The sequence below is a fragment of the uncultured Tateyamaria sp. genome (assembly GCF_947503385.1).
Lineage (GTDB): Bacteria > Pseudomonadota > Alphaproteobacteria > Rhodobacterales > Rhodobacteraceae > Tateyamaria.
In genome coordinates, this window is the sequence record NZ_CANNDO010000003.1 from 51,525 (window position 1) to 66,647 (window position 15,123).

General features: G+C 62.2%; 18 protein-coding genes. 16 read left to right on the top strand and 2 right to left on the bottom strand.

What is annotated here, in order from left to right; all coding sequences use genetic code 11:
• Positions 1-3: 3 nt before the first annotated feature.
• Entirely contained in the window at positions 4-507 is a 504-nt protein-coding gene (gene def / locus Q1A85_RS11315; protein ID WP_299688819.1) for a peptide deformylase, read from the bottom strand.
• Entirely contained in the window at positions 508-1,032 is a 525-nt protein-coding gene (gene def / locus Q1A85_RS11320; RefSeq protein ID WP_299688822.1) for a peptide deformylase, read from the bottom strand.
• Positions 1,033-1,131: 99 nt separating this feature from the next.
• On the opposite strand from def (Q1A85_RS11320), the gene Q1A85_RS11325 reads away from it, so the two are divergent.
• From Q1A85_RS11325 to Q1A85_RS11400, 16 genes are all read left to right on the top strand, one after another.
• Positions 1,132-2,301: a MalY/PatB family protein gene (locus tag Q1A85_RS11325; RefSeq protein ID WP_299688825.1), complete on the top strand. Its 1,170-nt coding sequence runs from the start codon at positions 1,132-1,134 to the stop codon at positions 2,299-2,301.
• 9 nt (positions 2,302-2,310) lie between these two features.
• Positions 2,311-2,547, top strand: a complete 237-nt coding sequence (locus Q1A85_RS11330; RefSeq protein WP_299688828.1) for a hypothetical protein — start codon at positions 2,311-2,313, stop codon at positions 2,545-2,547.
• Between the two features lie 55 nt (positions 2,548-2,602).
• Complete coding sequence (locus Q1A85_RS11335) at positions 2,603-3,454, top strand: SDR family NAD(P)-dependent oxidoreductase (RefSeq protein ID WP_299688831.1); 852 nt, start codon at positions 2,603-2,605, stop codon at positions 3,452-3,454.
• A 57-nt stretch (positions 3,455-3,511) separates the two neighbouring features.
• Positions 3,512-4,372, top strand: a complete 861-nt coding sequence (locus Q1A85_RS11340) for a branched-chain amino acid aminotransferase (RefSeq protein ID WP_299688834.1) — start codon at positions 3,512-3,514, stop codon at positions 4,370-4,372.
• A gap of 143 nt (positions 4,373-4,515) precedes the next feature.
• Positions 4,516-4,971 carry a universal stress protein gene (locus tag Q1A85_RS11345; protein WP_299688837.1) on the top strand — a complete coding sequence of 152 codons (456 nt, stop codon included), beginning with the start codon at positions 4,516-4,518 and terminating at the stop codon, positions 4,969-4,971.
• A gap of 9 nt (positions 4,972-4,980) precedes the next feature.
• Positions 4,981-6,336: a hypothetical protein gene (locus Q1A85_RS11350; protein WP_299688840.1), complete on the top strand. Its 1,356-nt coding sequence runs from the start codon at positions 4,981-4,983 to the stop codon at positions 6,334-6,336.
• Between the two features lie 75 nt (positions 6,337-6,411).
• A complete protein-coding gene (locus Q1A85_RS11355; RefSeq protein ID WP_299688843.1) occupies positions 6,412-6,975 on the top strand; it encodes a NifU family protein in 564 nt (187 codons plus the stop codon).
• A 46-nt stretch (positions 6,976-7,021) separates the two neighbouring features.
• Positions 7,022-7,396: a GFA family protein gene (locus tag Q1A85_RS11360; protein ID WP_299690168.1), complete on the top strand. Its 375-nt coding sequence runs from the start codon at positions 7,022-7,024 to the stop codon at positions 7,394-7,396.
• Positions 7,393-7,968: a tRNA (adenosine(37)-N6)-threonylcarbamoyltransferase complex dimerization subunit type 1 TsaB gene (gene tsaB, locus Q1A85_RS11365; RefSeq protein WP_299688846.1), complete on the top strand. Its 576-nt coding sequence runs from the start codon at positions 7,393-7,395 to the stop codon at positions 7,966-7,968. The genes Q1A85_RS11360 and tsaB overlap by 4 nt, the downstream gene beginning before the upstream one ends.
• Positions 7,965-8,372 carry a ribosomal protein S18-alanine N-acetyltransferase gene (gene rimI / locus Q1A85_RS11370; RefSeq protein WP_299688849.1) on the top strand — a complete coding sequence of 136 codons (408 nt, stop codon included), beginning with the start codon at positions 7,965-7,967 and terminating at the stop codon, positions 8,370-8,372. The genes tsaB and rimI overlap by 4 nt, the downstream gene beginning before the upstream one ends.
• A 202-nt stretch (positions 8,373-8,574) precedes the next feature.
• Positions 8,575-9,570: a BMP family ABC transporter substrate-binding protein gene (locus Q1A85_RS11375; protein WP_299688851.1), complete on the top strand. Its 996-nt coding sequence runs from the start codon at positions 8,575-8,577 to the stop codon at positions 9,568-9,570.
• 73 nt (positions 9,571-9,643) lie between these two features.
• Positions 9,644-11,164, top strand: a complete 1,521-nt coding sequence (locus Q1A85_RS11380) for an ABC transporter ATP-binding protein (protein ID WP_299688854.1) — start codon at positions 9,644-9,646, stop codon at positions 11,162-11,164.
• Positions 11,165-11,270: 106 nt separating this feature from the next.
• Positions 11,271-12,380, top strand: a complete 1,110-nt coding sequence (locus tag Q1A85_RS11385) for an ABC transporter permease (RefSeq protein ID WP_299688857.1) — start codon at positions 11,271-11,273, stop codon at positions 12,378-12,380.
• Positions 12,381-12,383: 3 nt separating this feature from the next.
• Positions 12,384-13,349, top strand: coding sequence for an ABC transporter permease (locus Q1A85_RS11390; protein ID WP_299688860.1), 966 nt, complete (start codon positions 12,384-12,386; stop codon positions 13,347-13,349).
• Positions 13,350-13,444: 95 nt separating this feature from the next.
• Complete coding sequence (locus Q1A85_RS11395; RefSeq protein ID WP_299688863.1) at positions 13,445-14,362, top strand: sulfite exporter TauE/SafE family protein; 918 nt, start codon at positions 13,445-13,447, stop codon at positions 14,360-14,362.
• Complete coding sequence (locus Q1A85_RS11400; RefSeq protein ID WP_299688866.1) at positions 14,362-15,111, top strand: TIGR02186 family protein; 750 nt, start codon at positions 14,362-14,364, stop codon at positions 15,109-15,111. The genes Q1A85_RS11395 and Q1A85_RS11400 overlap by 1 nt, the downstream gene beginning before the upstream one ends.
• The last annotated feature ends 12 nt before the right edge of the window (positions 15,112-15,123 follow it).

Sequence of the window (15,123 nt, forward strand, 5' to 3'; positions counted from 1 at the left end):
CGCTCAGCCCCGCTGCTTGGCTGCTTTGCGCAGCAGCATGTCGCGTTTCACCGGGCGCAGATTGTCGAAATACATACGGCCCGCAAGGTGGTCGATCTGGTGCAGGAGCGACCGCGCCTCAAGCCCTTCAAAGTCGCGCCGGTCCACCATGCCATCGGCATTCGTAAACCGGACTGTCACCGATTTGGGCCGCAGGATGTCGGCGGCCACACCGGGCAGGCATGGGCTGGCTTCGGTGCCGCGCTCCATCTCGTCGCTGGCGTGCAGAACCGACGGATTGGCCAACAGGATGCGGCGCGAGCGATCTGGGGTTACATCGACCACGGCCAGCTCCAGCATCACACCAATCTGCGGTGCGGCAAGGCCCACGCCCTGTCCGGGCATGGCGTCCATCGTGTCGACCATATCGTCCCAGGTGCTGCGGATATCGTCCGTAATCGACGCGACCGGGGCTGCGGCTGCGCGCAGACGCTTGTCCGGCCATTGCAGGATGGGGCGAACGCTCACCTAGGCCTTCTCTCGCGCGCGTTCTTTTTTCAGCTTCACGGCCTTGCGGGTGATCAATTGCCGCTTCATCGGGCCGAGATAGTCGATAAACAGCTTGCCATCGAGGTGGTCGATCTCGTGCTGGACACATGTGGCCCAAAGCCCGTCCATCTCTTGTTCCTGCGCGTTGCCGTCCCGGTCGATCCAGCGGACCTGCACCAGTTTGGGCCGGGTCACATCGGCGAACTGCTCGGGGATCGACAGGCAGCCTTCCTCATAAACGTTTGTCTCGTCCGATGATGCCACGATCTCGGGATTGAACATGGCCATGGGCTGCGGCAGTTCACCTTCCTCCTTGACGCAATCCAGCACGATCAGGCGGCTCAGCACACCGACTTGCGGTGCTGCGAGCCCGATGCCCGGCGCGTCATACATCGTCTCAAGCATGTCGTCCGCAAGCGTGCGCAATTCGTCCGTAAGGTCGGCAACGGGGGCGGACGCCTTTTTCAGGCGCGGATCGGGGTGCAGGAGAATAGGCCGTTTCATGGCACCCGATTTAGGACAAGAGCGTGCGGGCCGCAATGCGCACTTGCGCTCAGAAACGCCCGCGCTAGCCTGCGGCGCAACCGAAATCGGAGTGACCCCATGAGCTTTGACGATATCATCGACCGCCGCGGCAGCCATTGTGTGAAATGGGACATGATGGAAGCGCTCTATGGCGTGCCGCAGGACCGCGGGCTGGCGATGTGGGTGGCAGACATGGATTTTCGCCCGCCGCAATGCGTGCTGGACGCGATCACGGCACAGGTCGACCACGGGATCATTGGCTATTTCGGGGATGACAGCAAATACAAGGCCGCGATCCAGTGGTGGATGGACACGCGCCACGGCTGGCAGGTCGATCCAGACCACATTTTTACCACCCACGGCCTCGTCAACGGCACCGCCATGTGTGTGGAGACGTTTACGCAGCCCGGCGACGGCGTGGTGCTGTTCACGCCCGTTTACCATGCTTTTGCCAAGGTCATCAAAGCCAACAACCGCCGCGTGGTCGAATGCGAGATGACGCAGGTCAATGGCCGGTACGAGATGGATTTTGACGCCTATGACGCGCAGATGGACGGGTCCGAGCGGATGGTCATCCTGTGTTCGCCCCACAACCCCGGTGGCTGCGTCTGGTCGCGTGGTGAACTGGCGGCCGTTGCGGCCTTTGCCAAGCGGCACAACCTGATCCTTGTGTCGGACGAGATCCACCATGACCTTGTGATGCCCGGCCACTCGCATTTCCCGATGGCGCATATCGAAGGCATCGAGGATCGGTTGATCATGATGACCGCTACCACCAAGACCTTCAACATCGCAGGTTCCCACAGCGGCAACGTGATCATCGCGGACCCGGACCTGCGCGCGCGATTTGCGCAGCGGATGATGGCCCTGGGCTTGTCGCCCAACTCTTTTGGCCTGTTCATGGCCACCGCCGCCTATTCGCCGGAAGGGGCGGCGTGGGTGGATGAGCTGGTGCAGTATCTCGACGGCAACCGCCGCCTTTTTGATGACGCGGTGAACGCAATCCCGGGGCTCAAGAGCATGGCGCTGGAGGCCACGTATCTGTCTTGGGTCAACTTCGAGGGCACCGGCATGGCGCGCGCGGACTTCACGCGTCGGGTTGAACAGGACGCCTGTATCGCCGTGAACCACGGGCCAACCTTCGGCAAGGGGGGCGACAGCTGGCTGCGGTTCAACATCGCCACGCCCCGCGCCCGCGTGCAGGAGGCGGTTGACCGCCTCGCCCATGCGTTCAGCGATCTGCAATAGGGGGTGGTGATGTTTACCATCGAGCATGAATTCGACAGCACGGTCATCACGCTGGTCGATGATGGTGCGGCCCCCCTGCAAGAGGACGTGATCGTCAACAGCTTTGCCGAGTGCATCACCGTCGAACAGTTTGACCCCCGCACCGACAGCACGATGCGGGTGACGCTGTCGCCCGAACAGGTGCGCGATCTGGCCGCCGCTCTGGACCTGCCCGAAGGGGTCTACCAGCTCCGCAAGGACGGCTGACACTGTTGCACCCGCCTACCCCCGCAGCCTAGGCTGACCCAAACGGGGGAATGACATGTATCGCAAAGCACTCGAATCCGGCGGCAATGCCGTCGTCACAGGCGCGGCAAGCGGCGTGGGTCGCGTGGCGGCCATGCGCTTTGCCCAAGCGGGGCTGGGCGTCATCCTCGCCGATCTGGCGGGGCCGCAACTGGACAGTGCCGTGGCCGACGTTCAAGCCATCGCCCGCGACGGCGCCACTGTCCTTGGCCTGCCGACGGATGTGACCCACGATGCCGATATGCAAACGCTCGCAGACACTGCGTTCGGCGCGGGGCCTGTGGCGGTGTTGATGAACAATGCGGGGATCGGCGGCCTTGCCAACAGCACATGGTCCGAGATGGACAATTGGGACCGCCTGCTTGATGTGAATTTTCGCGGTGTCCTGCGCGGGCTGCACGCCTTTGTCCCCCGCATGATCGACGCAGCCCGCCCCGCGGTGATCGTAAATACCGGCTCCAAACAGGGGATCACGACGCCACCGGGCAATCCCGCCTACAATGTGTCCAAGGCCGCAGTCCGCGTGGTGACCGAGCAATTGTCCCACGAACTGCGCGCGACAGGCGCGCCGATCTCGGCCCATCTTTTTGTGCCCGGCTTTACCTATACCGGTATGATCGCCAGCGTTATGCCGGAAAAACCCGCCGCCGCTTGGACCAGCGAACAGACGGTGGACCACTTTCTTGAACGGATGACAGCCGGAGATTTCTACGTGCTGTGCCCCGACAATGACGTTGATGCGACGCGCGACCAGCGTCGCATTGCGTGGGCGGCGGCGGACATCGCCGAAAACCGCCCCGCGTTGTCCCGCTGGCACCCGGACTATGCCGACGCCTTCGCCCGGTTCGAAGCGACAGGCGCGCGCTAAACGAGGCTGGCCTTCTGATCGGTCTCTGATAGCGTTGCGCCAAACGGGAGGGGCACAATGGCCGTCGGCACGAACATTCGGACCTATTTCAATGACACGTGGCACGACAGCGATGTGGCCATCATGCAGGCGGCAGATCATGGCAGCTGGCTGGGGACGACAGTTTTCGACGGGGCGCGATATTTTGATGGGCGCGCGCCGGACCTGTGGGCGCATTGCGCCCGCGTGAACCGGTCGGCTGCCGCACTGATGATCACGCCGACCGTCAGCACCGACGACATGGTGGCACGGGTACACGAGGGGCTCGCCCTGTATCCGGCGGACGCCACTGTCTACATCCGGCCCATGTACTGGGCGATCCACGGCGACGCGACAGGCATCGTGCCCCTGCCCGAGCAGACCGGATTTGCCATCTGTCTCGAAGAAATTCCCATGGCCGCCCCCACCGCCTCGACCAGTTTGGGCCGCACCCGCTTTCGCCGCCCCGTGCTGGAGGACAACGTGGTCAACGCCAAGGCGGGCTGCCTTTATCCCAACAATGCGCGGATGCTGACAGAGGTGCGCCAACGCGGCTTTGGCAATGCGCTGGCGACGGACGCCATGGGCAATGTCGCCGAAAGCGCCACCGCCAATGTCTTTATGGTGCGCGACAGCACCGTGTTCACGCCCATCCCCAATGGCACTTTTCTGGCCGGGATCACCCGTGCACGCCACATCACCAACATGCGCGCCGATGGGATAGAAGTGGTCGAAACGGTCCTTGGCTTTGAAGATTTCGAAGCCGCGGACGAGGTATTCCTGTCTGGCAATATGATGAAGGTGACACCTGTGACCGGGTTCGAGGATACCTCCTACCAGATCGGCCCCATGACCCGGCGCGTGCGCGAGATGTACTGGGACTGGGCCGCCAGCACCTGAACATGCGGGCGTCCCCGTCTCTGTCCCCAAAAAAATCCTCCCCGAAGGGTCGGTCTGCCGCCGTTGCGCCGCCTGCTCACTTTCCAATTGCCAGCACCGCGCCACCCCGGCATGATCAGGCGAACGACCAAAAGGACCGACACATGCGCAAGTTTCTTGTTGTGCTGGACGACAGCCGCGAGTGTCTGAACGCGATGCGCTTTGCCGCGATGCGGGCGGCGCATACGGGTGGTGGCGTGGCCATCCTGTCGATCATTCCTCCGGATGAATTCAACCACTGGATTGGTGTGGGCAATGTGATGCGCGAAGAGGCGCGGGAACGGATCCATGCCCATTTCGAAGTCTTCGCCAAGTGGATGCGGGACAAACAGGGGATCGACCCCGAACTGGTCATCCGCGAAGGCCAGCCCATGGACGAAATCATGGCGCATGTGCTTGCTGATTCCGAAATCGGGGTGCTCGTTCTGGGCGCTGGCACCGACAAAAAGGGGCCCGGACCGCTTGTCACACAGCTCAGCCGCTCCGCAGGCAATCTGCCCATTCCCGTCACCATCGTGCCGGGCGACCTGAGCAAGGAAAAGCTCGAAGCCATCACCTGAGGCCACTCCGTGCGCGATATCAGCCCGAAATCTTCGCTGACCAAGGACGACCTAGAGCGCACCAAGCTGGAACGCGAAATTGCCGATCTGAACAGGCCTGCATGGCGCAAACCGGGCATCTACGCGGTGATCGGGCCGATGATACTTGCAACCGCGTCGCTTGGGCTTGGGTTCTGGACGGGGCTGTTCGATCTGGAACGCACCCGGCTCGACAATGAAAAAACCTTGCTCGAATTGCAGAAGATCGAGGTACAGAACGACCTCGAACAGGGTCGCGTCGACCTGGCCATCGCCACAGAGGCCCTGCGCGCCGCAGAAGAGGAACTGGCCGCCAAGGAGGCGAACCTGTCGGCCCGCGCTGCCGAAATTGACGTACAACTCGCCCAGCTTGAAGCCCGCTACAGCGCGCAACTGGCCGAGGCGCAGGCCGACCGCGAGCGGCAACTGGCACAGATCGAAAGCGCCTTCCAACAAGAACTCGAAGACCAAAAAGCAGCGCTGGCCGCCGGTGAGGCGCGACTTGCCACGTTGCAGGAACAGCTTGCCTCAGCCGAGACGAATACTCTGATCAATGCCGTCAAGGAGAACCGCACAGATATCCTTTGGGGCACACCAACCGACAGGTTGATCCGGCGTGCCGCCGAGGATGCTGATGTAGCCCGGCTGGTGCAACGCGCCGCCGAGGCCGAAGATGACCCGCTTTTTGCACTGGCCTACATGTTCATTCTGCAAAAGGCCGCGCCCACCGATGCTTTGATGGATCGGATCCATGCCCATTTTCGCGCGCATTCGGATGATCGGGAGGTCTGGTACTTTGCCTCCGGTGCGTATTGGAGCGCGGAGGACGAAATTGCGATCCTCCAGACCATGGGCGATATCGCAGCAACAACCCCGATGACACGCGGCATCGCCCAAGACGCGGTAGACCTGTTCCATTTGCCAGAAGCGTCAGAGAGCGCGCTGACTGCCGCCCTCGCATCGCCGGACATGTGGCCTTTTGTGTCACAAGTCTGGAGGCATTTCCTTGATGATCCCGAATACCGGCTGCCTGCACAATTCGCGAGCAATATGACGTTTTACATTTCGCCCGAAGCGGGCGCGCATTTTGCCCTTTTGATGCTGACGCACCCGCTGGCCGGTGAGCCGTCGCGACTGTATCTCGACTTGGAAAAGATGGCTGAAGACAGCGCGGAACTAAACGGTCAGCTGTCTCAAACCGCAGGGCAGGCGTTGACAAAGGCGCTCGCGGTGTCGCTGGACGACCCCGAAGCATATCTGCAAGAGCCGCGCGCCGCAGAGCTCACCGACGCGCTGTTGGCAGGCGATGTCGCGCGCGTCATTGCCCTGAGCACCGGGCAGCCATAACTTAGAACCGTTCCAAACCTTGACACCGCGACCTGCGCCCCGCATATCCAATATAACCCTGCAGGAGATGCGACGATGTTCATCCAGACGGAATCGACCCCGAACCCCGCCACCCTGAAATTCCTGCCCGGTCAGACCGTGCTGGAAACCGGCACCGCTGATTTCCCTACATCCGAGACCGCCGGGACATCCCCCCTCGCCCAACGCCTGTTTGCGGTCGAAGGGGTCACCGGCGTCTTTTTCGGCACCGATTTTGTCACCGTGACCAAGGCCGAAAGTGTCGAATGGGACCACATCAAACCCGGTCTGCTGGGCGCGATCATGGAACATTTCCAATCCGGCCAGCCTGTGATGGGCGAAGGCCACGCACCCGCGTCCGGTCACGCCGAACATGATGGCGAAGACGGCGTTGTCGTGGGCCAGATCAAGGAATTGCTCGACACCCGCGTGCGCCCCGCCGTCGCACAGGACGGTGGCGATATCACGTTCCACGGCTTTGACAGGGGTGTGGTCTATCTGCACATGCAAGGCGCTTGCGCCGGTTGCCCGTCCTCGACACTGACGCTCAAGATGGGAATCGAAAACCTGCTGCGGCACTACATCCCAGAAGTGACCGAGGTGCGCCCTGTCGCTGTCTGACACCGCGTTCACCGCGCGCTGCTATTGCGGCGCGGTCACGCTGACGCTGTCTGCCCCTGCTCAAACAGTCGCCTATTGCCATTGCCGCGATTGCAGGCGCTGGACTGGTGGGCCGGTGGCGGCCTTTGCCGCCTTTGACCGCACCGCCCTGACCGCCACGCCTCCCTTGCCTGCGCCTGCCTCGCACAGCGCAGGGGTCGAACGCTGGAATTGCACGGCCTGCGGCTCACCGCTGGCCGCGCAGTTTGATTACTTGCCCACGCAAGTCTATGTACCGCTCGGCATTCTCGACCAGATTGACGCCGCAGCGCCGCAATTGCACTGCCACGCGGAAAGCGCGCCGCGCTGGTTGCACATTGCCGATGATCTGCCCCGCCAAACCGGGTCCGCCCGCGACACGCTCAGTGATGCTGCCGAATGAACGATGCGCCCCTCGTTCTTGGCTTTGACACAACTGCCGCGCATTGCGCTGCTGCGGTTGTGCGGGGCGACCGGTTGCTGGCATCCACAGGCGAAGACATGGCACGCGGACAGGCCGAGCGTCTGATGGACATGCTGCAAGAGGTGCTCGACACCGCTGCGGTCCAATGGTCCGATCTGTCCGCATTGGCCGTGGGCGTCGGTCCGGGCAATTTCACCGGCATCCGCATCGGCGTGTCCGCCGCGCGCGGGCTGGCGCTTGGCCTTGGCATCCCGGCCTATGGCGTCGACGGGTTCGACGTCCGTGCGCGAACGATCCCGCATGGCAGCCGCGTGATCATCCCCGCCCCCCGCGACATGGTCTATGTCCGCGACGCTGCAACGCCGTCCCTTGTTCCACGGCAAAGCATCGACAACGCGGCCCCAGACCCCACGCCCCAAGCCCTCGCACAAGCAATCGCCGCGATTGGTGCCGAACGCTGGCCCGCATCACCAGACGCGCCCGCACCTCTCTACGTCAAAGCGCCTGATGCGGCCCCCGCACGGGATGTTCCGCCGCCTCTCTTGCCATGACCGCTTTTGAACTGGCCCGGTTGCACGCGGCGGCCTTCACCACTGAACGCCCGTGGTCTGCCGAGGAGTTTGCAAATCTCTGCGCTGACCGGCACACGCACCTGACAACGGCGGCACACGGCTTTGCCCTTTGGCGCGCTGTTGCGGACGAAGCCGAACTGCTGACCATCGCCGTTGACCCGGTGCATCAGGGTCAGGGCGTCGGGCACGCGCTGATGCAGAACTGGATGACACAAGCCGCAAAGCTGGCCAACACGGCCTTTCTCGAAGTGGCCGCAGACAACCACGCAGCGTGCAGGCTTTACGTCAAATCCGGTTTTGAAACCGTTGCCGAACGGCCCGCATACTACGCCCGACCACATGGGAAGGCTGATGCATGGGTGATGCGCGCACCGCTGTCTTGACCGGCGGCGCAGGCGCGTCGCCCAAACACCGCGCACCCCGTCAACTTATCGCAAGGTCAGCGCCTTTTGCCCGCGCTGCGGGCGCAAAAACGGGTTGACCCCACCTCAGCCCTGCGGCCTAATCCCGCATGATCAACTTGATCCCGGGCTTGGCGGAGCTGCTGCCCCTGCCCCAACCACGAAAACTGGGAGAGACGACCACATGACCTTCATGCAGAAAATCCTCGGCGCCACGGCTGCCATGGCCCTGTCCGCAGGCGCCGCCCTTGCCGAACCTGCGCTGATCTTCGACCTTGGCGGCAAGTTCGACAAATCGTTCAACGAAGCGGCCTTTAACGGTGCGAAACGCTGGGCAGACGAAACCGGCAACTCTTTCCGCGAGATCGAACTGCAATCCGAAGCACAGCGCGAACAGGCCCTGCGCCGCTTTGCCGAAGCAGGTGCAAACCCGATCGTCATGGCGGGCTTTGCCTTTGCCGACGCGCTGGGTCAGGTCGCCGCTGACTATCCCGACACCAAATTCACCATCATCGACATGGTCGTGGACGCGCCCAATGTGCGCTCGGTCGTGTTCAACGAGCACGAAGGCTCGTACCTCGTGGGCATGATGGCCGCCAAGGCGTCGCAATCCGGCACTGTCGGCTTTATCGGCGGTATGGACATCCCGCTGATCCGCAAATTCGCCTGCGGCTACGCGCAAGGCGTCAAGGCTGTGAACCCCGACGCCAACGTGATCGCCAACATGACCGGCACGACACCTGCCGCATGGAATGACCCGGTGAAGGGCTCCGAATTGACCAAGGCGCAGATTTCCCAGGGCGCGGACGTGGTCTATGCCGCAGCAGGCGGTACAGGTGTGGGTGTTCTTCAAACGGCCGCTGATGAGGACATCCTGTCGATCGGCGTCGACAGCAACCAGAACTACCTGCACCCGGGCAAGGTGCTGACATCCATGATGAAACGCGTCGACAACGCCGTGTTCCAGGCCTTTACCGATGGCCCGGATATGGAAACCGGATTCAACGTCATGGGTCTGGCAAATGGTGGCGTCGGCTACGCACTTGACGACAACAACGCGCCGCTGGTGTCGGATGAAATGAAAGCCGCCGTGGACGAAGCGTCTGCTGCCATCGCCTCGGGCGAACTGGCCGTGCATGACTATATGTCCGACGACAGCTGCCCCGCGCTGAACTTCTAAATCACGCGCACTGATATCGGGGCCGCGCCACGCAACCCGTGGCGCGGCCCCTTTTCCAACCGAAGGCCCGCCCATGACCGCCCCTGCCATCGAACTCAAAGGCATTTCCAAGGCCTTCGGCCCCGTGCAGGCCAACAAAGACATCTCCATCCGCGTCATGCCCGGCACGATCCACGGCATCATCGGTGAAAACGGCGCGGGCAAATCGACCCTCATGTCGATCCTCTACGGGTTCTACAAGGCGGACGCAGGCGAGGTTTTTATTTCTGGCAACCGCACCGAAATCCCCGACAGCCAAGCGGCCATCGCCGCAGGCATCGGCATGGTGTTCCAGCACTTCAAGCTGGTCGAAAACTTCACCGTTCTGGAAAACATCATCCTGGGCGCCGAGGACGGCGCTCTTTTGCGCCCCTCTCTCGCCAAGGCCCGCAAGTCCCTGCTGGAACTGGAACAGGAATATGACCTCAAGGTCGATCCGGACGCCGTCATCGAAGAAATCGGCGTCGGAATGCAGCAGCGCGTGGAAATCCTCAAGGCCCTGTACCGTCAGGCAAATATCCTGATTCTTGACGAACCGACAGGCGTGCTGACCCCCGCCGAAGCCGATCAGCTTTTTCGCATCCTTGGCCGCCTCAAGGACGAAGGAAAAACGATCATCCTGATCACCCACAAGCTGCGCGAGATCATGGACATCACCGACACGGTCAGCGTGATGCGCCGGGGTGAGATGACCGCAACGGTCAAAACCTCAGAGACCAGCCCCGAGCATCTGGCCGAACTCATGGTGGGCCGCAAGGTCCTGTTGCGCGTCGACAAAACGCCAGCACAACCCGGTAACGTGGTGTTGGATGTGCAGAATCTACGGGTCCGCGATGAACAGGGCGTCGAACGGCTCAAGGGCATTGACCTGCAAGTGCGCGCGGGCGAAATCCTCGGCATTGCAGGCGTGGCAGGCAACGGCCAATCCGAATTGCTTGAGGTTCTGGGCGGCTATGCCACCGGCACCGGTACAATCACCCTCAACGGCCAGCCCATCGACCTGACCGGCAAGAACTCCGACGGGCGGTCACGCCGGGCCAACGGCATCGCCCATGTGCCCGAAGACCGCCAGCGCGAAGGCCTGATCATGGATTTTTCCGCGTGGGAGAACACAGCCTTCGGCTATCACCACGATCCGCGCTACGCGTCTGGCATCCTGATGAACAACGCCGCGATCAAGGCCGATACTCAGGAAAAGATGGACCGCTTTGACGTCCGCCCGCCCCATCCGCATCTTGCTGCCAAGAATTTCTCCGGTGGCAACCAGCAAAAAATCGTTCTCGCCCGCGAGATCGAGCGCAACCCGGACTTGCTTTTGGTGGGCCAGCCCACCCGTGGCGTGGATATCGGTGCCATCGAATTCATCCACCAGCAGATTGTCGCCCTGCGCGATCAGGGCAAGGCGGTCCTGTTGGTCTCCGTCGAGCTTGAGGAAATCCTCGGCCTCGCTGACCGTGTTGCGGTTATGTTTGATGGTCAGATCATGGGCACACGCGCCGCCACCGATACGGATGAAAAGGAGCTGGGCCTCCTCATGGCGGGGGTGACGGCATGACTTCTTCTGACCAAAAATACCATGGGGGCGTCGCGGCAGCGACGGGGGTGAAACCCCCCAAAAAATGGCGTGTGCGCAGCACTCAATCAGGAAACGGAGCGGGACGATGGATGTAATGCCCAAATGGGCCGAGGTCATCCTCGTGCCGCTCATCTCCCTGATCCTCGCTGCGATCCTGTCGGCCCTCGTGATCCTCGCCATCGGCGAGGACCCGGTGGCCGCTGTACGACTTATGATCACCGGTGCGCTGGGATCGACCTATGGCTGGGGCTATACGCTCTACTACGCCACAAATTTCATGTTCACGGGGCTCGCCGTCGCCATCGCCTTTCACGCGGGCCTGTTCAACATCGGTGGCGAAGGGCAGGCTATGCTGGGCGGGCTTGGCGTGGCGCTGGTGTGCCTGTTCATCCCGTGGCCGCACTGGTCCATGGCGCTGATTGCCGCCGTCGTCGGTTCTGCCGTGTTTGGTGCGCTTTGGGCCGCGATACCGGCCTATCTTCAGGCCAGCCGGGGCAGCCATATCGTGATCACCACGATCATGTTCAACTTCATCGCCGCTGCGGTCCTGAACTACATGCTGGTGAACGTGCTGCGCCCCGCGGGCAGTATGGATCCCGCCACCGCCCGCTTTGACGAGGCGGTGCACCTGCCCTCCCTGCACGAGATGCTGGCCCCCATCGGCATCAACTTTTCCAAGGCTGCTCCGGCCAATGTGTCGCTCGTGGTCGCTCTGATCGCCTGCGTGCTGGTGTGGTTGCTGATCTGGCGCACGCCTCTGGGCCTCGAAATACGATCCTTCGGCAAATCACACCGGGCGGCGCGATATGCAGGCATCGGGGCAGTGCGCATCACCATGATCGCCATGCTGCTGTCCGGCGGGCTGGCGGGCATGATGGCCATCAACAATGTCATGGGCGAGGCCGAGCGCCTCGTGCTGAACGCCGTCGAAGGGGCGGGCTTTATCGGCATCGCCGTGGCCCTGATGGGGCGCAGCCATCCGTTTGGCGTCTTTCTTGCCGCGATTCTCTTTGGGTTTCTCTATCAGGGCGGGGCTGAACTTGCGCTCTGGACGTCAATCCCGCGCGAGTTGATTGTCGTCATTCAGGCGCTCGTGATCCTGTTCACGGGCGCGCTCGACAATATGGTGCGGATGCCGCTGGAACGGATGTTTCTTGCCATGCGCCGCCGCCCGAATGTGCAGGCGGGGGAGTAAGACATGGATTTCCTGACCCTCATTCAGATCCTCGACAGTTCCGTGCGCCTCGCCACGCCACTGCTGCTGGCCTGCCTTGCCGGACTGTTTTCGGAACGTGCGGGCATCTTCGACATTGGGCTTGAGGGCAAGATGCTGGCCGCGGCCATGTTCTCTGCTGCGACCGCTGCTATCACCGGCAATGTCTGGCTGGGCTTGCTGGCAGGCATCGGCGCGTCGATGTTTCTGTCGATCATTCACGGGCTGGCCTCCATCACCTTCCGCGGCAACCAACTGATTTCCGGCGTTGCGATCAATTTCCTCGCCGCTGGCATCACTGTGCTGGTAGCGCAGGACTGGTTCAGCCAAGGCGGGCGCACCCCGCAATTGTCCGGTGCTGGCCGGTTCGAAGGGTTTGACCTGCCCTTTGCCGACAGCCTAGGCAGTGTCCCGATTTTTGGCCCGACCTATTCCGAACTGGTCTCGGGCCACTCCATCCTCGTGTATATCGCGTTCCTTGCGGTGCCCGCGACATGGTACGTCCTGTTCCGCACCCGGTTTGGCCTTCGCCTGCGCGCTGTGGGCGAAAACCCCGCAGCGGTGGACACTGCGGGCGTATCTGTGGTTGGCCTGCGCTATGCCGCTGTGGCGATCTGTGGCGTGCTCTGCGGGATTGCGGGGGCCTATCTCGCCACGGCCCTGCAAGCGGGGTTCGTCAAGGACATGACGGCGGGCCGTGGTTTTATCGCTCTCGCGGCTCTGATCTTCGCCAAATGGCGGCCTTGGTCCGCGCTATGGACTTGTCTGCTGTTTGGCTTTTTGCAAGCCATCGCACTGCGGTTCCAGAACATCGATCTGGGTGTGATCACGGTGCCGGTTCAGTTGATGGACGCCCTGCCCTATATCCTTGTGGTCGTGATCCTTGCCGGTGTCGGTGGCAAGGCGATCCCGCCGCGGGCCGGTGGCGAACCCTATGTGAAAGAGCGCTGAGCCGATAAGGCCAGTTCCCCGCTTTTTTCGTTCCAGATTGCTGCGCGGCGGCAAGACCCCTTGATTTCTGCGAAGCGCAGGGACTAACAGGGTCCATGCAAATCTACCTGCCCATCGCCGAGGTATCGGTCAACGCCTTCCTGCTTTTGGGGCTGGGCGGGCTGGTGGGCATTCTGTCAGGCATGTTTGGCGTTGGCGGCGGCTTTCTCATGACGCCCCTGCTGTTCTTTATTGGCATCCCACCGGCCGTGGCCGTGGCGACCGAGGCCAACCAGATCGTCGCCTCTTCCTTTTCCGGCGTGCTTGCGCATCTCAGGCGAAAGACGGTGGACCTCAGGATGGGCACCGTGCTGCTCATCGGCGGGCTTGTCGGGGCGGCACTGGGTGTTCTGCTGTTCAACTATCTCAAGTCGCTGGGGCAAGTCGATCTGCTTGTGCGGCTGTGCTACGTGGTCTTTCTGGGTGTGATCGGCGGGCTGATGTTCATCGAAAGCCTCAACGCGATCCGCAAGACCAATCGCGGCACGGCCCTGCCCAAGCGCAAGAAACACGGGCTGATACACAAACTGCCATTCAAGATGCGGTTCCGGGTGTCGGGCCTCTACATCTCGGTCATCCCTCCCCTGCTCGTGGGTTTGTGTGTGGGCGTGCTGGCCGCGATCATGGGGGTGGGCGGCGGGTTCATCATGGTGCCTGCGATGATCTACCTGCTGGGAATGCCCACCAAGGTGGTGGTGGGCACGTCACTGTTCCAGATCATCTTTGTTACCGGTTTCACCACTATGCTGCACGCGACCACGAACTATACCGTGGACGTGATGCTGGCCGTTCTGTTGCTGGTTGGCGGTGTGATCGGCGCGCAAATCGGCACCCGTATCGGCGTCAAAATGAAAGCCGAACAACTGCGCATCCTGCTGGCGATGATGGTGCTGGCTGTTTGTGGCAAACTGGCCTTTGATCTGCTGGTCATGCCATCAGAGCTGTACAGCGTCGGAAAGGCAGGGGGCCACTGATGCGTTGGGTGCTGGCCCTTTTCCTCATGGTGCTGCCGGCAGCCGCCGAAGAGGTCGTGCTGGGCCTGTCGCAAAAAGAGGTTGCCATCACGACCAGCTTTGACGGCTCGGAAATCCTGATCTTTGGCGCAATCAAGCGTGACGCGCCCCCGCCACCCGGACAGCTTGGCGTTCTGGTTACCATTGCGGGCCCGGCGGAGCCGGTTTCCGTGCGCCGCAAGGAGCGCCGCTATGGTATCTGGGTCAACACCGAAGAGGTGCAATTGGAAGGCGCGCCAAGCTACTATGCCGTGGCGACAAGCGCACCGCTGGACGACGTGCTGAGCATTCGTGACAACCTTGAACACCGCGTCACGGTGCCGAGCCTGCTGCGCAGCCTGACGGTCCCCAGTTCGGTTCTGGACGCAAGCGCCTACGTTGCGGCGCTGATCCGCGTGCGGCAGGACGCCGGGATCTACCAAGAGCTTGAAGGTCAGGTCGTTGTCGATCAGGAATCGCTGTTTCGCACGCGCATCGCCCTGCCCGCCGCGCTAACAGAGGGCGCATATCAGACCCGCATCCTGCTGACGCGCGACGGAGCGGTTGTATCGCGCTATGATACGACCATTGAGGTGCGCAAGGTCGGGTTGGAACGCTGGCTGTACAGTATGAGCCGCGAGAACCCGTTTTGGTACGGGATCATGTCACTGGCCATCGCCATCGCCGCTGGCTGGGGCGCGTCAGCGGTCTTTTCTCTGATCCGAAACTGACGGCACGGCCTG